The organism is Symplocastrum torsivum (genome assembly GCF_059505465.1).
Map to the genome: position 1 here is coordinate 14,725 of NZ_JCACKQ010000010.1, position 19,955 is coordinate 34,679.

At 46.7% G+C, this 19,955-nt stretch carries 15 protein-coding genes; 8 read left to right on the forward strand and 7 right to left on the reverse strand.

Features of this window, described 5'->3' with window-relative positions:
- Positions 1 to 425: 425 nt before the first annotated feature.
- Both AC5JL3_RS02880 and AC5JL3_RS02885 read left to right on the forward strand, forming a co-directional pair.
- Positions 426 to 2,489, forward strand: a complete 2,064-nt coding sequence (locus AC5JL3_RS02880; RefSeq protein WP_496073054.1) for a hypothetical protein — start codon at positions 426 to 428, stop codon at positions 2,487 to 2,489.
- 54 nt (positions 2,490 to 2,543) lie between these two features.
- Positions 2,544 to 4,130: a thioredoxin-like domain-containing protein gene (locus AC5JL3_RS02885; RefSeq protein WP_496073055.1), complete on the forward strand. Its 1,587-nt coding sequence runs from the start codon at positions 2,544 to 2,546 to the stop codon at positions 4,128 to 4,130.
- On the opposite strand, the gene AC5JL3_RS02890 is transcribed toward AC5JL3_RS02885, so the two are convergent.
- Positions 4,104 to 5,066: a circadian clock KaiB family protein gene (locus AC5JL3_RS02890; RefSeq protein ID WP_496073056.1), complete on the reverse strand. Its 963-nt coding sequence runs from the start codon at positions 5,064 to 5,066 to the stop codon at positions 4,104 to 4,106. The genes AC5JL3_RS02885 and AC5JL3_RS02890 overlap by 27 nt on opposite strands.
- 250 nt (positions 5,067 to 5,316) lie before the next feature.
- A complete protein-coding gene (locus tag AC5JL3_RS02895) occupies positions 5,317 to 6,642 on the reverse strand; it encodes a type IV pilus twitching motility protein PilT (protein WP_496073057.1) in 1,326 nt (441 codons plus the stop codon).
- A gap of 550 nt (positions 6,643 to 7,192) precedes the next feature.
- Here AC5JL3_RS02895 and AC5JL3_RS02900 point away from each other — a divergent pair.
- From AC5JL3_RS02900 to AC5JL3_RS02910, 3 genes are all read left to right on the forward strand, one after another.
- Positions 7,193 to 7,567: a hypothetical protein gene (locus AC5JL3_RS02900; RefSeq protein ID WP_496073058.1), complete on the forward strand. Its 375-nt coding sequence runs from the start codon at positions 7,193 to 7,195 to the stop codon at positions 7,565 to 7,567.
- 263 nt (positions 7,568 to 7,830) lie between these two features.
- Entirely contained in the window at positions 7,831 to 8,946 is a 1,116-nt protein-coding gene (gene wecB, locus AC5JL3_RS02905; RefSeq protein WP_496073059.1) for a non-hydrolyzing UDP-N-acetylglucosamine 2-epimerase, read from the forward strand.
- A 44-nt stretch (positions 8,947 to 8,990) separates the two neighbouring features.
- Positions 8,991 to 9,791, forward strand: coding sequence for a hypothetical protein (locus AC5JL3_RS02910; protein ID WP_496073060.1), 801 nt, complete (start codon positions 8,991 to 8,993; stop codon positions 9,789 to 9,791).
- On the opposite strand, the gene AC5JL3_RS02915 is transcribed toward AC5JL3_RS02910, so the two are convergent.
- From AC5JL3_RS02915 to AC5JL3_RS02935, 5 genes are all read right to left on the reverse strand, one after another.
- On the reverse strand, positions 9,770 to 10,003 hold the full coding sequence (locus AC5JL3_RS02915) for a hypothetical protein (RefSeq protein ID WP_496073061.1): 234 nt from the start codon (positions 10,001 to 10,003) through the stop codon (positions 9,770 to 9,772). The two genes, AC5JL3_RS02910 and AC5JL3_RS02915, sit on opposite strands and share 22 nt — an antisense overlap.
- Before the next feature lie 116 nt (positions 10,004 to 10,119).
- The gene (ndhD1, locus tag AC5JL3_RS02920) at positions 10,120 to 11,703 is read right to left on the reverse strand and encodes a photosynthetic/respiratory NAD(P)H-quinone oxidoreductase subunit D1 (RefSeq protein ID WP_496073123.1); all 1,584 of its coding nucleotides are present in this window, start codon (positions 11,701 to 11,703) and stop codon (positions 10,120 to 10,122) included.
- Between the two features lie 265 nt (positions 11,704 to 11,968).
- Positions 11,969 to 14,035: an NAD(P)H-quinone oxidoreductase subunit 5 gene (locus AC5JL3_RS02925; protein WP_496073062.1), complete on the reverse strand. Its 2,067-nt coding sequence runs from the start codon at positions 14,033 to 14,035 to the stop codon at positions 11,969 to 11,971.
- Positions 14,036 to 14,351: 316 nt separating this feature from the next.
- Entirely contained in the window at positions 14,352 to 14,693 is a 342-nt protein-coding gene (trxA, locus tag AC5JL3_RS02930; protein ID WP_496073063.1) for a thioredoxin, read from the reverse strand.
- A 127-nt stretch (positions 14,694 to 14,820) separates the two neighbouring features.
- Positions 14,821 to 15,564, reverse strand: a complete 744-nt coding sequence (locus tag AC5JL3_RS02935; protein ID WP_496073064.1) for an NnrU family protein — start codon at positions 15,562 to 15,564, stop codon at positions 14,821 to 14,823.
- Between the two features lie 170 nt (positions 15,565 to 15,734).
- Between AC5JL3_RS02935 and AC5JL3_RS02940 the strand changes: the two genes are divergently transcribed.
- The 3 genes from AC5JL3_RS02940 (at position 15,735) to AC5JL3_RS02950 (ending at position 19,807) form a co-directional block, all read left to right on the forward strand.
- A complete protein-coding gene (locus AC5JL3_RS02940; protein WP_496073065.1) occupies positions 15,735 to 16,739 on the forward strand; it encodes a LysR family transcriptional regulator in 1,005 nt (334 codons plus the stop codon).
- 128 nt (positions 16,740 to 16,867) lie between these two features.
- Positions 16,868 to 18,358, forward strand: coding sequence for a protein kinase domain-containing protein (locus AC5JL3_RS02945; protein ID WP_496073066.1), 1,491 nt, complete (start codon positions 16,868 to 16,870; stop codon positions 18,356 to 18,358).
- A 33-nt stretch (positions 18,359 to 18,391) separates the two neighbouring features.
- The gene (locus AC5JL3_RS02950; protein ID WP_496073067.1) at positions 18,392 to 19,807 is read left to right on the forward strand and encodes an ABC transporter substrate-binding protein; all 1,416 of its coding nucleotides are present in this window, start codon (positions 18,392 to 18,394) and stop codon (positions 19,805 to 19,807) included.
- Positions 19,808 to 19,955 lie beyond the last annotated feature (148 nt).

The window sequence follows — 19,955 nt, forward strand, 5'->3', positions numbered from 1 at the left end:
TGTTGTTGATGATATGGCTTGCATCTGGAAGTCTTTGGAAGCCCTTAACAATAATTCAAATTTGGGCAAATCAAGGTCTACTTTGGCTTGCAATCCGAAAACCCCTCGAAAAAAAGTCAAGGGGAGTCTGCTTAATTTTCACAAAACGCAACAATTACCGGATGTGTCTAATGTACATAGTGACTTCGCTTTGGTTAGCGTTGAGGAAGAACAGAATATTTTGCGATGTAGAGCCGAGGAATGGCATAAGCTTTCTCTGTGTCTACAGGTGGCTGACTCTTTTTCAGTGAGTAATGCACTCTCAAAAAGGTAAACATACAGAAAATTTACCCAATACTAGAGAAGAGGTGGAACTGTATTCGGCTATAGTGCCTATGGACGGCTTCAGTTAAGATGGAATGCCCGTGGCAAAAGGAGATTGCGTGTTGGCTAGGAATCGCCAGTGGACAAGTGTGAGAGTATTTTTTTCGTTTCTGATGGCAGTGGTTTTTGCCTGGGGTTTAGTAGGATGTGGCGAACGCATTGAGACACCCCAGATCGGTAATACTAACGGGGCATCCAAAACTCAGTTATCTGGTTCACTTTCGGAGGTTGCACCGCCTCCTGTCATTCAGCAGCTAAGCCAAAGCTTGGAAACTTACCAGCCGCAAGTAGCGATCGCAAGTCCTATAGCTGATCAAGTTCTCCAAGACACAACCGTATCTGTGCAATTCCAGGTTCAGGATTTGCCCATATTTAAAAACCCAGATTTAGGCTTAGGTCCTCATCTACACGTCATTCTGGACAACGAACCTTACAAAGCCGTTTATGACTTAGCTCAGCCGCTAGTTTTTGAAGACGTAGCTCCTGGAACTCATACATTAAGAGTTTTCGCCTCCCGTCCCTGGCACGAGAGCTTCAAAAACGAAGGGGCATATGCTCAAACAACCTTTCACATCTTCACAAAGACAACTGACAATAACCCCAACCCTGCTCTACCACTCCTAACCTACAGCCGTCCCACAGGCAGCTATGGAGCCGAGCCAATCATGCTCGACTTCTACCTGACTAACGCTCCCCTCCACATCGTTGCTCAGGAAAACCCTGATGATGAGATTGCTGACTGGCGGATTCGGGTGACAGTAAACGGTCAAAGTTTTGTTCTTGACCGATGGCAGCCGATTTATCTCAAAGGATTTAAACCGGGCAAAAACTGGGTGCAGTTAGAGTTTCTTGATGAGCAGGGGAACCCTGTCAAAAACGTTTTTAACGACACCGTCCGGCTGATCAACTACGAGCCGAAGGGCAAAGACACCCTTGCAAAATTAGTACGCGGTGAACTTTCCGCAGAAGCGGCTCGTGGCATTGTCCCCAATGCTAAAGTCATACCGACACCGATACCATCACCTGCTATAACGCCAACTCCCATCCCCTCACCCGAACCTGTAGTGCCTGAGGAGCCAGAGCTAACACCAGAACCAGACACTTCAGCAACGCCCAGCGAACTTCCAACAGAAGCAGAGGAACCAACCCCAACCGATGAATTAGTTCCAGCTGAGCCAGTCCCGTCTGAAAAACCTAAATCAGGTGGCTTCTTTAATCGTTTCCGTCGTCCAGCAGCAGTTTCTATCCCAGCGCCTGAACTGCCAGAAGAACTAGAGGCTCCTACCCCTGAACTTATAGTGCCTGAGGAGCCAGAGCTGACACCAGAACCGGAATCCACGGTAACTCCAAGCGAACTCCCAACAGAAGCAGAGGAACCAACTCCTGCTGATGAAGCGGCTCATACTCCGCCAGTCTCCGTGGAAAATCCTAAACCTAGGGGTTTCTTTGGTCGGTTCCGGCGTACCGTCGAGGCTCCAACACCATTACTTCAACAACAACTACCAGAGACACTGGAAGCTCCCTCTCCTGAACCATCCGTTGTCCCAGAGCAACCAGAGCAGTTGGTAATCCCAAGTGAGCCTCCAGCAACCGTGGAGGAACCAACGACTGAACCTGAAAAGCTAGAAGTGGAACCTGCCCCAGTGATTAAGCCAGTTCCAGTACCAATAGAGCCGAGAGGGAAAGGTTTCTTCAATCGTTTGCGATCGCCAGTTCCTAGTAAAGCAATGCCAGATACTGGCTTGCCACCAACCCTACCGGAGATTATCGAGACACCATCCCCAGAACTGTCGGAGCCAGATCTGTTACCAACTACCCCACCAGATGCTACACCCACAGAAACCACGCCAGCCGCTTCAGCTTCTGAAACACCAGAAACATCTAGCCCAGAAGTAGCAGCTACAGCGCCAAAACTGGATTTGAAGGAAGTGTTTCTCACTCCTCCTGCCCTAAGTCCACCCCTTCGTATCATCCAAGCTCCGGCTGATATTAAATCAGACATACCGAGCCGCTTTCTCAAAAAATCAGTACCTGAGTCTCCAACAGATGTTTTAGAACCCGTGGAAGCCCCAGCCGCTGATTCAGAAGCTATTGATGTTCCACTAGAGGCAGAAGAGACTCCCTAAGTTCGCTAGGGTAAAGAAGTCTAAAGCTAAAGCTCATGTAAGGGAAAAGATTCAATGTCGCCTCGTGTGCGATCGCCAGAACTGCCCCAAAACAGAATCTGGTTCAATACAGACCACCCGTTGTTTCTCAAAGATTTAAGAGGACGGGTGGTCATTCTTGACTTTTGGACATACTGCTGCATCAACTGCCTGCATATCCTGCCAGACCTAAAATACTTGGAGCAAAAGTATAAGGATAGCCTTACCGTTATTGGTGTCCACTCCGCCAAGTTTGATAACGAGAAAGAAGCAGAAAGTATCCGTCAAGCCATTCTCCGCTATGACATTGAGCATCCAGTCTTGGTTGACACTGATTTCAATGTCTGGCAACAATATGCAGTTCGAGCTTGGCCAACCTTAGTGGTGATTGATCCACAGGGGTATGTGATTGGCTCTGTAGCAGGTGAGGGCAATCGAGAGGCGTTAGATGAGCTAATTAGCCAGATAATCGACGAACACCACAAGAAAGGAACAACCAACTTTCAGGAACTCAGCCTTACTTTAGAAAAACAGCGGCAACCTCTAACAACACCTCTAGCTTTTCCGGGTAAAGTACTGGCAGATGAAGCTGGACAACGCCTGTTTATTGCGGACTCTGGTCATCATCGTCTTGTGGTCAGTAGTTTATCGGGTGAAGTTCAGTATGTAATCGGTACTGGCAAATCAGGATTAACCGACGGCTCGTTCTCAGAAGCTCAATTCTTTGCTCCTCAAGGTATGGCACTTGATGCCAAAAATCAGCAGCTGTATGTTGCTGATACAGAAAACCATTGCATACGGCAAATTGACCTTAAGGCTCAGCTAGTGAAGACTATTGCTGGGACTGGAGAGCAAAGTCACCAAATTCGTCCTCATGGTGGTGTGACTTTAGAGACAGCGTTAAATTCCCCCTGGGATTTGGTAAAGGTGGATAATCGTCTCCTGATTGCAATGGCGGGTTCCCACCAAATTTGGGAAATGCAGCTAGAAACGAGTAGGGTTAGCACTTATGCTGGCACGGGTGCAGAAGCTTGTGTCGATGGAACACTCGCTGAGGCGGCTTTTGCTCAACCTAGTGGACTGACAACTGATGGTCAAGAGTTATACGTCGCTGATAGTGAAGTTAGCTCGATTCGGGGTGTGGGTATCGTTGACAATCGTCCAGTACGAACAGTTTGTGGCAGTGGTGAACTGTTTGGGTTTGGTGATGTCGATGGGAAAGGGTTGGAGGCTCGACTCCAGCACTGCCTAGGGGTTGAATATAGTAAGAATTACCTTTGGGTTGCTGATAGCTATAACCACAAAATTAAGTGTGTTGACCCTTGTACTGGTAGTTGTCAAACGGTGTTGGGAGATGGAACGGCTGGCTATCAAGATGGTCAGGGAACGGCTACTCGTTTTTGTGAACCATCAGGGGTGAGTGCGATCGCCAATCATCTCTACATTGCCGACACCAATAATCATGTTATTCGCCATGTTGACCTTGGCACTCTCCAGGTAACGACTTTACAGTTAGTTTCCTGGACTATGCACACCAGACGTATGTCTTCCTGCTTTTACCCCTTCGCCTCTTCCTTCTTCACAAGATTAATTCGCTTATTCTCCCATCTCATCCTCTTTTGAAGCAGAGAGAACCCGCAAGACTGTCTCAACATTGGTTAAGTCACCAACTAGTCGTCGGACAGGCTGTGGCCAAACTCGAAGCAGGGTTGGTGTTGCTGAAATATGATTTGCCTCTGCTTGGTCAGGGTGCTTGAAAACATCAATTATTTTTAGAGTGTAAGGATGATGTAGAGAATTCTCTAATAGCTCATGCAGACCTTTAAGTGTATGCTCTGTCGCCTCACTATTCCCAGAAACAAATAAACGTAGAACATAACTGTGAGTACGTCGTGGCTGAGGATGAAGTTCAATTTCCTCAGAGGTGCTAATTGATGCCAAAGGTTGTAGTTCCTCGGAAGCTGTTGTGGTATTTTTATCGACCGAATGCTGTATCTGAAGCAACCCTCGCGCCGTTAGTTCGGTTTCCGAAGACCTAATGTCCTGGCTAACAATGGCTTCTTGCTTGGCATATTTTTTTGGAGAAACTGAAGAGTAGTCTGCTCTAAAGGAAAAAGAGTCAGGCAAGCGCACCGTGCGATCAAAACGCACAATTAGGTCATGGTCTTCCCACAGTTGAGGGAACTGAGAACGATAAGTTTCCAGCACACTTGAGTCGCATGACTCTTCCTGCCAAGGAGCAACCTGCCAGACTAAATTACCCGTATCAAACACAGCATTCAGCAGGGCCTGATGATGTTGCACGGGTCGATAAAGTTCTGCTGATGTTCGCACTTGCTGAGTCCGAGGGTCGAGCCATCGATCTACAGCCGCTGTGTACCCTGGTACTAAAAAATGAGGTGGCTCCGGTAAACCTAATAGTTCTTGTAAGCCCACACACAGATGTAAATGCCAATGACCCTGCTTTGTCGGGTCAATACCATAAATTAGATCTCCCCCTGGCGTGAAAATGGCAATGCCTTTAAATAACTGGGGCAAGAGTGGTTTTTGTAGTTTCAATGCAAAGAGCCAGGGACTGGAGCAGTAGGAATAGAGCGTTAGAGCGTTGCCGTGTCAGAACTGTTGCTTTCAGGAATCGTAGAAAAATTCTCTTACAATCCTCTCGTTCGTCATCTGTATTCATAGGTTATTCGTCCTGGATTACCTGTGAAGAAGGAACGAGCGGTAAAAATAAAAGCGTTCTAGTGGATTTTATACGAACCCTAGGCTTCCTGTCTTACCTCTTGCCTACAATCCAGTCCCATTCATTCTATATGCGACCGCGTAGCATCATCGCCATCTCGTTTTGAGTCGGCGACATTTCCAAGGCAGTTTCTTCTGTGATACGCCCTTCCTGATAAAGGTTAAACAGAGATTTGTTCATTGTAATCATGCCATCATATTCACCCTCCTCCATAAGGGCTGAAATCTCATCGTTCTTCCCTTTCTGAATGTAGTCCTTAACCGTCTCTGTATTCACCATGATGTCGTGAAAAGCCGCACGCTTACCATCGGTTGTACGGCATAATCCCTGAGCAATGATTGCTACGAGGGATTCTGAGATTGCCGCCCGCATCGCTGGCTGCTCTTCAGCACTGTAGAGTGTGAAAATCCGCTCCAGGGTTTTAACAGCACTGTTTGTATGCAGTGTACCCATAACTAAGTGACCGGTCTGAGCCGCTTTTAGCGCTGTGTTTACTGTCTCTCTATCTCGCATTTCCCCAATCAGAATTACATCAGGGTCTTCCCGCAGAGACGCTTTCAACGCATTATCAAATTTCAGGGTATGTATTCCAACTTCCCGCTGTCTAATCAGCGCTTTGCGACTTTGGTGAACGAATTCAATCGGGTCTTCGATGGTGATGATATGTTTGGGCATCTCCTTATTGATGTAGTCCACCATTGCTGCTAGCGTTGTGGACTTACCTGAACCCGTAGGACCTGTCACCAAAATTAAACCCTTATGGGAGTGACAAACATCCTTGAGTACTGGTGGCATCCGAAGTTGCTCTAGAGTCAAGATGGTCAAAGGAATGATTCGCATCACCATGCCTGGACCACGTAGGCTGTCGAAGATATTAATCCGCACTCGCGCATAATCATATTCAGCAGCGCCATCAAACTCCAGGGTGTCCTGAAATTGACGGATTTCTTCGTCCTTTAGGACTTCGCGCAGCCAACTCATAAACGTGGCTCTATCAGTCATTGGATAGTCAGTGGGTTCCATTTCACCACGGTTGCGGAAACGGGGAACCTCACCAACGCCGATGTGAATGTCAGAAAAGCCTTTATCAAAAGCTTGGCGAGTAAGGTGAGCCAAAGTCGGTTGCCCTGGTGAAAGACTTGCGTCACGCATTGGCATCCGGGCTTTAGCGGCTGACGCGGCTGGAGGAGCAGCATTTGGAGACGCTTGTACACCTGGATTAGCCGCGCGTGGAGGGGGAGCAGCGGCACCAGGCTGTTGCAGTGTTTGTGAAGGTATCCGTTGCGTAGCTACACCAGCAGCTTGTCCAGCAGCAGTACTCCTTGGTGGTGGCGCTGGTGGAACACGGGGGGGAGGTGGCGGTGAGATCGGCTGACGCTGTGGGTCTGTCATATTTCAACTACGACTTGGCTTGTGAGAATTGATTTTATGAACTCTTCTTTACAGTATTCCCAAACCTTAGGGTTCACTATCATTTACACACAACATTACTAAATCTGCTTGTAATTGTCTTAAACCGCTGAATGAAAGCTCTTGAAAATTGGTGAATAGAGACTGATTTATGGTTTACAGCCTGTGAGGGGAATTATGAGATTCAGGTTCGTAAATTATAAGAAGTGTTAAGCAAGACCAACAAGCTTGTTGATTCGTTCCTACTTAGAGAAATTTTGCGACTCAGTTATCTATCCTATGGGACTGGAAATAAAGATAAATTAGTGCCTCTATCTTTTGGAAGATTATTCTTCCTAGTTATTACGGAGACTGTAGTTTATGTAACGATTTAGATCCATAAATGTTCCCAGGTGAGTGTAAAGTTTTTTAAACATAAGCTCATCTGATTCGAGACATTACCTATACTGATTTTCACTAAGCAAATCCGCAAGGATTAGAAAAAGACTTTTCTCAAAATTCATTTTTTTTTAATGACAACTGGAGGAACAATATGCAATTGACAACACGCGAGAGCTTGGCAAAGACTTATTCTTTAGTGATGGTCAAAAGCTTTTTGATTTGGACTTTTACATTAGCCGTTTGCTTACTGGTAGTCGGTTTTCCCTTGATTGTATTGATGGTCACCATTGGCTCACTTTTGGCGATCGCATTACAATCCGTCCTACCTGTTAGTGCCGTTTTACTAGTGGCAGGAAGCTTAATTAGCATCAATGTTTTAGCTGTAGTACTGGGTGCAGCGGCATTAACCTTTAAGGGCGTTCATCCGAGTGAAGTTAGTTGGTTGAGCTGGCTACATGGTGAGCCTGATGCTCTGCATACTGCCGTTTATGCAGCTTGCCCTCTTACCTGCGATTTGAGAGCGTAGAAATCAGGTAAAGACCACGAGCAACTGTTGGTCAATCTTTAATTAATTGTTAAGTTTTGAATACAACAGCTTTGCTACCCGGTCAAAACCGGGTTTTTTCATGTTCAAATTTTGTCGTACCAGGACAACCGATTTTTTAAACGGGAAGGATGTCAAACGCTTGCAAGACGGGATAAGCTCAAGGGCAGACTGATAGCTGTAGACTAATAGCTCCCTCAAGAGTAAGACTGCTTTTCCGATTTGTTGCAACTTAACAAACTTTCATGATGCCATCGCCGCTTCCGATTTGTATTACTTTAGGAACTCGTCCTGAGGCGATTAAACTCGCATCGGTTATCCAACAGTTTCGCCAGTGTGCTGCCTTTAAGACTCATGTAATTTTGACAGGTCAGCATCGAGAGATGGTTGAGCAGGTTATGCAGCTATTTGAACTCAGTGCTGACCAAGACTTAGAAATCATGACCAATAAGCAAACTTTGACTGATATCACCTGTCGGAGTTTGCGAGGGTTGGAAACTGTGTTTCAGGAGATTGAGCCGAAGCTTGTTATTGTCCAGGGAGATACAACAACTGCCTTTGCAGCAACCTTAGCAGCGTTTTACCAACAAATTCCTGTGGGTCATGTAGAAGCTGGGTTGCGTACAGATGATTTATTCAATCCCTACCCAGAGGAAGCTAATCGGCGTTTGATTTCCCAGCTAGCGCAGCTAAACTTTGCACCAACTTCCTTAGCTGTAGAACATCTGAAACGTTCTGGGATTGTTGGGGAAATTCACCAAACTGGCAACACCGTAATTGATGCCTTGCTAGCTGTGGCAAAGCGTGAACCGCCATGTAATATCAATGGCTTGGATTGGGGAAAGTACCGCACGATGTTAGCAACCGTGCATCGGCGGGAGAATTGGGGCGAACCTCTGCGGGATATTGCTCAAGGTTTTCTGCAACTTTTAGATAAGTTTCCCGATACGGCATTACTGCTGCCATTACACCGTAATCCTACAGTTAGGGAGCCACTGCAAGCGCTTTTAGGTGACCATCCCAGGGTGTTTTTAACGGAACCGTTGGATTATGCGGAATTGGTAGGTGCGATCGCACGTTGTTATCTTTTGCTGACAGATTCAGGAGGATTACAGGAAGAAGCACCGAGTTTAGGTAAGCCAGTACTAGTATTGCGGGAAACGACCGAACGACCAGAAGCCATAGACGCAGGTACAGCCAAACTGGTAGGGACAAATCCGGAGCAACTTGTGGCAACAGCTAGCCAATTACTAAGTGATGCCAGTGCTTATGACGCGATGGCAACAGCGATTAATCCCTTTGGGGATGGTCATGCGGCTGAAAGAATTTTGGGAATCGTGAAAAACTATTTTGGCTTGTAGAAGCGATCGCAATCGGTCAGATCTAGAGCAGAATTGCCATTAAATTGGTTAGAAAAAAAGCGATGTACACAGCAGGTAATCCAGACCCGCAAAAGGTTCCTGGAGATGTCAAATCCGCTAAGCAGCCCGGACTCGTCTTCAATGCAATGGTGGTTGTAGCCTTTGTCCTGGGTCTGTTCTGTTACTCCTTACCTGGTCTGCACATCGTTCTCAAGCCCACCCTCGTTAATGTTTTGCTAGCACCGTTATATTTCTTAGCGTTTATCCATGTGACAGCCCTGGTGGCGCTGGTGTCCCTACTGTTTTGGCTGAGTACTTTAGGAACAGATTCATCAATTACCTATGTAAGTGCCATCTTTTTTCCCTGTATGTTACTTTGGCTGGTACTCGTGTGGGTTTGGGTACTTCACCCGCCTGTTCCTGTCAAAAAATTATCGGTTCGACGCTGGCAGCGATACAAGCAGCGATACAAAGGGTGGTTTGCGCCAATGATGCTATGGGTATTGTCAATTCTCTGGGCAACCCATATTCCGCTATCTGTTAATTTCTCCTTTCACAAATCAGAGTTTGAGAAATTAAGCGATCGCGTAATAGCCGAGCCGTCTGGGAAAATAGATTTCACACCTATCAAGCCAATGGGAACGTTTTCGATCTCCGGAGCATTTCGTCAGTCCAAAATCATCGCCTCGATTGAAACTACCAGCGATCACAGTTTATGGACGCATGAGGGGTTTGTGCGAGATTTGTCTCGAAAACAAGGCGGACTCAAAGCTAATACCTACAGCCTTGTCCCTTACAGCAACAATGGCGATCAGGATATTGTTTACTTGGGTGATGGTTGGTAGGTTTTCCAGAATCTCTTGGATTGAAGATACAGACTCTGACAACAAAAGAACACCAAAAGTGCGATCGCAAAACCTCCTAAAGATGGCGACCATTGATCGATCGCAATCAACTCTACTCCCAGTTGGGTAAAACCTCGTTGTAGGTCAGCATTTTTTGCTTCTATTACCAACAATTCATGCTCAGACGGCAAATAGTAATCTAGCGATCGCAACTACAAAATCTCTGACTCAGTTAGCCGCTTTCAAAGCTGCACCAGCCCTAAAAAAGACATAGGACTGGCATTTTACCAATCCTACACCTTAAAAATTTAAACTGAAACGTCCAGCACTAGGGCTTACCAATTGTCGGTGCGACTAAAGACACTACCGGCTCATTAGCCTTTGCCACGGCGGGTTGAGCCAATGTAGGTACCGAGGCACGCAACCGAACTGTCAACTGCTGTGTTGTAGAGTCGTAAATCTGAGTCAGCATCTTGGGATACAAGCCAAAGCCAATAATCGGAACCAACAAACAGGCAACGATAAACACCTCTCGTGGTTCAGCATCAATAAGGGCTTCGTGTTCCACTAATTCCTTATTCTCCGGACCATAGAAGATCTCCCGGAGATTAGACAGCAAATAGATTGGTGTAAGAATCACCCCAACCGCTGCCAGGAATATCACAATTACTTTAAAAGTGGAACTGTAGGCATCACTGGTTGCAAAGCCAACAAAAATCATCAGCTCGGCAACAAATCCGCTCATCCCTGGTAACGCTAAAGAGGCTAGTGAACAGGTAGTCCACATTGCGAAAATCTTCTTCATCCTCTGACCCACACCCCCCATCTCATCCAGCATCAGGGTGTGCGTCCGGTCATACGTGGCACCAACTAAGAAGAAGAGGCTTGCCCCAATCAAACCGTGGGACACCATTTGCAGGACTGCGCCACTCAATCCTAAATCGGTGAAGGAAGCAATACCAATCAACACAAACCCCATGTGGGAAATCGAGGAGTAGGCAATCTTTCGCTTCAAGTTACGCTGAGCAAAGGAAGTCAGAGCGGCGTAAACAATATTGACCACTCCTAAAATCACTAACGCGGGTGCGAAAACAGCATGGGCATCAGGGAGCATCCCAGCATTCATCCGAAGTAAAGCATAACCACCCATTTTCAGGAGAATTCCTGCCAGTAACATATGTACTGGTGCTGTTGCTTCCCCGTGGGCATCCGGGAGCCAAGTATGTAGGGGAAAAATCGGGAGCTTAACACCGTAGGCAATCAGGAATGCCGCGTAGAGCAGGAGTTGGAAGTTGAGGGCGTAGTCCTTAGCAGCAAGCGCACTCATATCAAACGTCACGGTATCCCCGTAAAACGCCATCGCCAACGCCGCTACCAAGATAAATAGTGAACCTCCAGCCGTGTACAAGATAAACTTCGTTGCTGCGTAGAGACGCTTTTTGCCTCCCCAAATTGACAACAACAGGTAAACCGGAATCAACTCCAATTCCCAGACGAGGAAGAACAACAGCATATCCTGAACAGCAAATACGGCAATTTGACCGCCATACATTGCCAGCATCAAGAAGTAAAAAAGCTTTGGCTTGAACGTTACAGGCCATGCAGCTAAAGTTGCCAGCGTCGTCATAAAGCCTGTCAGCAAAACCAAAGGCATTGATAAACCATCAACACCCACCGACCAATTTAAGTCTAGTTGGGGTACCCAAGAGTATTTCTCAACCAGTTGCAACCCAGGAGTAGCAAAATCATACTGACTGCCGAACACATAAACAATTAGGGCAAAATCAATCAAGCCCACAATCAGAGCGTACCAACGCTCCCACATACCATTTTTATTTGGCAACAACGGAATCAGCAGCGAGGCTGCGATCGGAAACAGAATTATCGTTGTTAGCCAGGGAAAATCTGTCAAGTTCATGCTTCGTTGTTAGTTTTTAGTTTTTTGTTGTTAGTTAGGAAAGGTCAGCTAAGTTTCTAGGGTTTAGAGCCTATCTAAAAAGTCCTGAGCGGCAATGACCAAACATTCTCGTGTTTATCTTGATTTGCATCTATGGTTTTCCTATCTCATCTCAACAGCTTGGAGAAGCTTTTAGTGGTTAGAAGTCACTCAATCACTCGAATTACCGACGACAAGCTATCTAACCACTAATACCCAATAACCAACAACTAACAACTTTTTAGGTAATACCAGAGAAAATCACTAAACCCAGTACCGCTCCAAAGACGATCAGAGCATAGAATTGAGCGCGACCATTCTCCAGATATTTCAGACCTTCGCCACTGAGCAACGTGAACAAGCCAGTTAGGTTAACTGCACCATCAACAACTCGGTAGTCCACTTCCATAATTTGGCGGGCTATCCGACGCAATCCCATCACAAAAACGCTGTGATAAATGTTGTCGATGTACCATTTGTTGAGAGACAGTTCGTACAGTGGCTTGATTTTTTGTGCGATCAGAGCAGGGTCAATCTTACCCCTCAAGTACATCAGTGAAGCCAGCGTAATTCCAATCAAGGCAATTCCCACAGAATTACCGCCCATAATCAGAAATTCCGTCCAGTCAAATCCCTCTGCCTGTAATGCTACTTCCGCCGCTGTTTCGCCTGCTGGGTGAATGAACTCCTCGAAGTAGTTATCAAACGGCATCCCAACTAAACCAATCAACGTCGATGGCACTGCCAGCAGTAGCAAAGGTAGCGTCATCGTTAACGGGGACTCATGAGGCAAGTCACTGTGATGACCAGGATCGTGTTCATGATCCGTCTCGGCTGACAATTCTCTGGTATCCATAGCACCCGGCCCAAAAGCTGGCATGGGTCTACCCGCTTCTGCTAAAAGCTGATGCCGGATTTCTGTGTCCTTACCCCGAAATTCTCCTTCAAAGGTTCTGAAATACATCCGGAACATATAGAAAGCGGTTAATCCTGCTGTTGACCAGCCAATCAACCACAGTGCAGGATTCACTCCGAACGCACTTCCTAAAATTTCATCCTTTGACCAGAAACCAGCAAAAGGTGGGATTCCCGAAATTGCCAGAGTACCAATCAAAAACGTTAAGGAGGTAATGGGCATAAACTTGCGTAAGCCCCCCATCATCCGCATGTCCTGCGCTAAAGCGGGGTCGTGACCGACAACGGCTTCCATGCCATGAATCACTGAACCCGAACCGAGGAACAGCATGGCTTTGAAATAAGCGTGGGTCATCAAGTGGAATAAGCCAGCGGTATAGGCTCCAATCCCCATCGCCATTACCATATAACCCAACTGGGAGATGGTGGAATAGGCTAGACCTTTTTTGATGTCATTTTGAGTAATTGCGATCGAGGCACCCAGAAACGCGGTAAATGCTCCCGTCCAAGCAATCACACTCATGACCACGGGAATGCCTTCAAACACCGGATACATCCGCGCAATTAAAAACACCCCAGCCGCCACCATCGTCGCGGCGTGAATCAAAGCAGAAATTGGTGTTGGACCCTCCATCGCATCAGGAAGCCAGACATGGAGGGGAAATTGTGCTGACTTCGCGACTGGTCCTAAGAACACCAAAATCGCAAACAATGCCGCTAAACCAGCACTGATGTAACCTGAGGCAACAAAGTCTTGTAGGCGGCTACCGATGACATCAAACTCGAAACTATTCGTTGCCCAATAAAGCCCCAAAATTCCCAACAGTAGACCAAAGTCACCGACACGGTTGACAACAAAGGCTTTTTGACAAGCATCTGCTGCGGATGAGCGGTCATACCAGAATCCAACTAGCAGGTAAGAACACATACCCACTAATTCCCAAAAAATATAAACCTGCACCAAGTTGGGGCTAACGACTAAACCCAACATTGAGGAGCTAAACAGACTCAAATAGGCATAGAAGCGAACATATCCTGGGTCATGAGCCATGTAGCCGTCGGTATAAATCATTACCAGCAAGGCTACGGTTGTCACAATCACCAACATCAAAGCGGTCAAATGATCGACTGTATAGCCCATCATTAAGTGAAAGTTTCCGGCAGCTGCCCACTCAATAGTGCGAGTAAATGGCTCATGCCCGTGAAATTGACTCCAAAGCAACGCCAAGGAGAGAGCCATCGAAGCTCCCAAAGTGGAGACAATAAACACGGCGTTCAACTGCCGCAGACGATTAGTTGCTTTGTTGAATGAGATTAGTCCTAGTCCTACCAGCATTGCTGCTAGTAAGGGCAAGACTGGAATTAACCAGGCATATTGGTAAAGCGGTTCCATTGAAGACAGCCTACTTTAGATTTCTTTACTATTTTGGCAAACCGTTACTACAGTGACATATACCTACTTAAAAAAAAAGGGTAACTCTAACCTTCAGAAGTAATTGTCAAAGCACCCACACAATACAAAAACCATCGGCTGATGATTTATACCGATGGTCATACATAGATAAAACTAATGTTGGTTTATTAAAGATTGTGTGTTGAGCTAGGCCTTTGGGACTCAGGCAAAACTAACCTCATACCTTTGAGAAAAGACCCTATAGTATAGCTCTTGTCTAGTCTTTAGCCTAAGTATGAGGTTGTCTAAAGAAGCCCTAGGCTGACTTGGGTAAAGAACTTAGCATCAGTTTTTTGAGTGCAATTTGTAAATCCTCCCGCCCCTGGAAACCGTCAAGTCGCTGAATCACCTGACCATCCTCGATAAAGAGTAACGTGGGCAGAGACTTGATGCGATAGGTTGTAGCAAGATGCAGATTCTCATCGGCGTTTACTCTCACCAACTTGACTTGATCGCTCCAGTCTGACTGAAATCCTCGGAGGATTGGGTGAATAATGCGGCATAGCCCACACCAAGGTGCCCAAAAATCGACCAGAACGGGTGTAGAAGATTCTAAAACTTCTTGTCTAAAAGTCCGCTCGTTTACAGACAACACCATGCTCCCTCGAAATATATCGGTTTTTTACAATTGTTTGGGATCATGCTACATCCAATTGGGATCATGTGAACAAGAAAAGTCCTGTAATACTTAAAATACAAATTGATGAGTTATCGTAGTACATGTATTACAGGTTGATCGTTGCTGTTGCTTGAATGAGTAGGGGATGTACCCACCACAACAGCACAATAAAGCCGATGACACCCAAGTACGCAGGACGAGCAAACTCCTCCCATTTTAAGTGCTGCCGTCCCTGGAGAATCGCCAAGAAGGGAATAACAGAGGTGCGGGCTTTAGCTGCCTCAAATGCCTCACCATAGCGGGCTAAGAGGCGTTTATCGCCGTGCCAAACGGCAAAAAGATGGTGCAAGACCAAACCAACAGAAGTCAATAGCGTAAACGAGGTACCAATCCAGAGGGTATGAGCAACACACCAGATTACTTGTCCAACCATCTGGGGGTGACGAGTAATCCGAATGATCCCAGTCTCAAATAGGTGAACTTGTGGCTTTTGGATAGCGGCAATTTCCAGCAAGTTGAAGGTTGCTGGATACAGAAACAGAAAAGAAATCGCTGAAAGCACCCAAACAACGGTTTGAATACCCGGAGTCCCCTGCACCTGCCAGAGTTGCAAACCATCATAGCGGTGATTAAAAAAGTAAATTATTAATACAACTGCGAAGGGGAGACTCACAAGGGCAAACAGAACCCGGTAGAGCCTTGCACCGATGCGTTGTTCACCCCAAGGGCGTAGTGCAGCTAAACCACTATGCGCGATCGCAAACCCAACCAGTAATCCAGCCATCACAAAGTGGCTGGATGTCAGCCAATCCGAGGACTTCATATAAATTAAAGTAGATTCTTCAAACATTCCATCCTAGCAAGGATTGGAGAGGGAGTTGATCCCTAGGTATGTTACTGTCGATTTCAGCAGAGGCTTACACATTCGCTTATTGGGGGCAATCTATGGCTTGAGCTAACAGTTCACTCTTCTCTAGTCCTTAGTTGTTTCAGTTGCTCCTTTCTCTCAGGTATAGCCGTATGTCTGACCTTCCTTTCACTCTAGATCAACTCCGTATTCTCAAAGCGATCGCTGCTGAGGGGAGTTTTAAACGTGCTGCTGATAGTTTGTACGTTTCACAACCCGCCGTTAGCTTACAGGTTCAGAATTTAGAGCGGCAACTCGATGTGCCGCTATTTGATCGAGGCGGACGCCGCGCCCAACTCACGGAAGCGGGACACCTACTCCTGAGTTATGGAGAAAAAATTTTGACCCTTTGCCAGGAAACTTGCCGCGCTATTGAAGACTTGCAAAATCTCCAAGGCGGTACTCTCATTGTCGGGGCATCTCAAACTACAGGCACCTATCTCCTGCCTCGGATGATTGGTTTATTTAGGCAACGCTATCCTGATGTCGCGGTGCAGTTGCAGGTTCACTCGACTCGCCGGACTTCGTGGAGCGTCGCTAATGGACAAGTGGATTTGGCAATCATTGGTGGTGAAGTACCCGCTGAGCTACAAGAAATCTTAGAAATTATCCCGTATGCCGAAGATGAACTGGCATTAATCTTGCCAGTCTTCCACCCCTTGTCAAAAATCGGTACGATCCAGAAAGAGGATTTGTACAAGTTGCAGTTTATTGCCTTAGATTCCCAATCCACAATTCGTAAGGTAATTGACCAAGTGTTAACTCGCTGTGGCATTGATACTCGGCGCCTGAGGGTGGAGATGGAACTCAATTCAATTGAGGCGATTAAAAATGCTGTGCAATCGGGGTTGGGAGCCTCATTTGTCTCAATTTCCGCGATCGAAAAAGAGTTACAAATGGGCGTTCTGCACCGTGCCCCCATTGATGAAGTCGTAGTGAAGCGAGGACTGTCTGTCATTGTCAATCCCCATCGCTACCGTTCTAAGGCAGCCGAAGCGTTTAGTCGCGAGATTTTACCGGAGTTTACCTCTCACCTTTTACAACCGCCAACGGTAGTTCCCTCGGCAATTTCAGCGGAAACACTCAAGACAGCTTCTTCTCACATAACAGGAAGCTAACTTAGAGTTGGTTAGGGGCCGAGGCATGAACTGAGCGTTGAGCGAAGATGGCTAAAGTGAGAAGAGAAAAAAAATCAGTGGCTGACTTTCCCTAGTGCCTAATCCTTAGTCCCGACGCTCTCTCGAACATGGAAATTTACTGCACTCGTCCTGCTTGCCCTCGCCCCCAAAACTTCTTTGCTGATCTCGATGACAGAGAAACGCTCAAGACAACTCAGCAGAAATACTGCACAGCTTGTGGAATGCCGCTGATTTTAGTCGGTCGTTACATTCCCTCAAGGTTGCTAGGGCAAGGTGGATTTGGCGCAGCATTTCTGGCACGCGATCGCTATACTCCAGCCATGCGTCAGTGCGTGGTTAAGCAATTTCAACCGTCGGGTGACTTGAACCCCCAACAGCTAAAAATTGCCCAGGACTTATTTGAGCGGGAGGCAGAAGTTTTAGAGCAACTGGGCAGCGAAAATGACCAGATTCCTAATTTGTTTGCCTTTTTTCAGCTAAGTGTCCCCACCCAGCAACTCGGAAAAGATGACCAGTTTTTCTATTTGGTGCAGGAATTCATTGATGGGAAGGACTTGGAGGGGGAACTGGCTGAGAAAGGGAAATTCTCTGAGGCTGAGGTTCTGGAAGTGCTGCGAGAAATCCTCAAAGTGCTAAAGTTTGTCCATGAAAATGGTTCGATTCATCGAGATATCAAGCCCTCCAACATCATGCGCCATCGCAACGGGCGACTGTATCTCTTGGATTTTGGAGCAGTCAAACAGGTAACGAAAGCTGGAGCCGCCGGAGGGGCGGCTGGGCGCTCTACTGGCATTTATTCAATGGGATTTGCACCGCCAGAGCAGATGTCAGGTTCTCAAGTCTACCCATCAACTGACTTATATGCCCTTGCCGTGACATTGATAACATTGCTGACAGGTAAAGAGGCAGGGGAACTCTATGACTCCTATAACAACCAGTGGAATTGGAGAAACTACGCTCAGGTAAACGATACCCTGGCAGATGTTCTAGACCGGATGCTGTTGGCAACGCCGAATCAACGCTATGGCTCAGCACAGGAAGTCATGGATGCCCTGGACTATCGACGAACGCCTCAACCGCTGCCATCTCCACCACCGAGTAATCCCCTACCACAGCGAACCACAGCACCCCCAACGAATCCGCTGCCTGTTCAAGCATCTACACCTACGGCTGCACCGCCAGTTTCTAAACCGCCCAGTAACCCACCCGTAACAGTAGCCCCTAGTACTCCTCCCCGCTCTAGACGTGGCACCTTTTCGACACTAGAGCTACTCCGTGGAGCTGCCTTCACAGGATTTGAGGGTGCATTGTTGTTTATTGCCTTGGGTAGCCTCCTACCATCACCCGCTCTTGGTATTGGCTTGTGGGGCATGGTTATGGGGGGGCTAATCTTTGCTCAGTTCCGTCGGGTTATAGAAAAGTTTGACTTCGTTATCATTGCAGTAATCACGCTGTTACCGCTTGTGTTCTTTCCGGCTTTACGCAACGATATGGTGATTCAGACTGTTATTGTGCTATCCGTTTTAGCCGCCGCTGGAGCGATCGCAGTAACAGCACTTTTTCGTCTGGTTTATCTGCTTTTATCCCGGTTGCTTTAAATCCCTGCAAGCGCCTTCCGGTGTCACCCGTTCATGTCCCAGAAAAACGAAACTGTAGTTCTTTTGCTTTCTTTGCTCGTTACGGTTGCACTCGTAGCGACTGGCTTGTGGTGGTTTACAAATCGAGATGGCATTAATCTGGGAGGCTTAACGGGAAGCAACAATCCAGCCTCGACACAAAGGGCACCCAATCAACCTGTTGAAGCACGAATTAGCCTAGGAGACAAGCTTTTATTGTCTTCAGGAGAAACACCTGAGAAACAAGCGGCTGTAAAAGCGATCGCATCTGGTAACTACGAGGCGGCTGTTTCTGATTTGGAAGCGGCACTAAAAAGCGATCGCAACGACCCAGAAGCACTGATTTACCTCAACAATGCTCGTATCGGCAACCGAAAGTCTTATGCAATTGCTGCCTCTATTCCAATAGGTACTGCCCAGAATCCTTCTAAGGAAGTCCTACGCGGTGTTGCTCAGGCTCAAAATGAAGTTAATCAAGCTGGTGGAATTGGTGGTGTTCCCTTAAAGGTAATCATTGCTAATGATGACAATGATCCAAATGTTGCTCAACAAGTTGCTGAAGCCCTAGTAGAGAATCAACAAGTCTTAGGTGTTGTCGGGAACTTTGATAGTGATGTCACCCTTGCAGCGGGGAAAGTCTATGAAAAGGGTCAACTGGTACAGATTTCTCCCACAAGCACGTCCGTGCAGCTCTCAAACGCAGGTGAGTATATCTTCCGTACTGTACCAAGCGATCGCTTTGCGGGAAATGCGCTGTCTCGTTATATGTTGACTCAGCTCAAAAAACAAAAAGCGGCTGTCTTTTTTAATTCCAAAAGTAATTACAGCCAATCTCTAAAAAATGAATTCTCCACTACCCTGCTTGGCGATGGTGGAGAGGTAGTAGCTGAGTTTGACTTCAGTAGCCCTAATTTTGATGTTGCCAGTAGTGTCCAAGAAGCCATAGGACAAGGCGCAGAAGTTTTGATGCTTGCTCCCAATACAGCAGCCCTCGATCAGGCATTGCAAGTAGTGCAAGTGAATGAAAAACGTTTGCCAGTCTTAGCTGGAGATAGCGGGTACAGTTTTAAAACTCTAGAAGTTGGGCGTAGTAACGCAGTTGGCATGCTATTGGCTGTACCCTGGCATATTTTAGGTAACCCTGAAGCAGAGTTTCCAAAAGCCGCTAATCAACTTTGGGGAGCAGAGATCAATTGGCGGACAGCGATGGCGTATGATGCCACTAAAGCGCTAATTGCTGGAATCGAGCAAAATCCAACACGTACAGGTGTTCAACAAGCGCTTTCTGCATCAGACTTCTCTGCCACAGGCGCTGCGAATCCGATTCGATTTTTACCTTCAGGCGATCGCAATCAAGTCGTACAATTGGTAACCATTCAGCCTGTAAATAATAAAGACCCTGGTTATGAATTTATTCCAGTACGCGAATAAAGCTGGTACCTAACCTATTGGTTATAAATAGAAATAAACTTTCTTAACTTTGCTTAAAGCGCAAGTGCTTAGAAAGCGGATGCCAGGAGAAGTTTTACTGGAAATTTAAACTACACACGCCAAGATGAAATGAACCCGTCCTCATCTA

Bases quoted from the DNA above. Each gene is read 5' to 3' on its own strand.
- AC5JL3_RS02940 (WP_496073065.1), top strand. From the start codon at position 15,735: ATGTCTGACCTTCCTTTCACTCTAGATCAACTCCGTATTCTCAAAGCG.
- AC5JL3_RS02895 (WP_496073057.1), bottom strand. From the start codon at position 6,642: ATGACAGACCCACAGCGTCAGCCGATCTCACCGCCACCTCCCCCCCGT.
- AC5JL3_RS02900 (WP_496073058.1), top strand. From the start codon at position 7,193: ATGCAATTGACAACACGCGAGAGCTTGGCAAAGACTTATTCTTTAGTG.
- AC5JL3_RS02950 (WP_496073067.1), top strand. From the start codon at position 18,392: ATGTCCCAGAAAAACGAAACTGTAGTTCTTTTGCTTTCTTTGCTCGTT.
- AC5JL3_RS02925 (WP_496073062.1), bottom strand. From the start codon at position 14,035: ATGGAACCGCTTTACCAATATGCCTGGTTAATTCCAGTCTTGCCCTTA.
- AC5JL3_RS02945 (WP_496073066.1), top strand. From the start codon at position 16,868: ATGGAAATTTACTGCACTCGTCCTGCTTGCCCTCGCCCCCAAAACTTC.
- trxA (WP_496073063.1), bottom strand. From the start codon at position 14,693: ATGGTGTTGTCTGTAAACGAGCGGACTTTTAGACAAGAAGTTTTAGAA.
- wecB (WP_496073059.1), top strand. From the start codon at position 7,831: ATGATGCCATCGCCGCTTCCGATTTGTATTACTTTAGGAACTCGTCCT.
- AC5JL3_RS02885 (WP_496073055.1), top strand. From the start codon at position 2,544: ATGTCGCCTCGTGTGCGATCGCCAGAACTGCCCCAAAACAGAATCTGG.
- AC5JL3_RS02935 (WP_496073064.1), bottom strand. From the start codon at position 15,564: ATGTTTGAAGAATCTACTTTAATTTATATGAAGTCCTCGGATTGGCTG.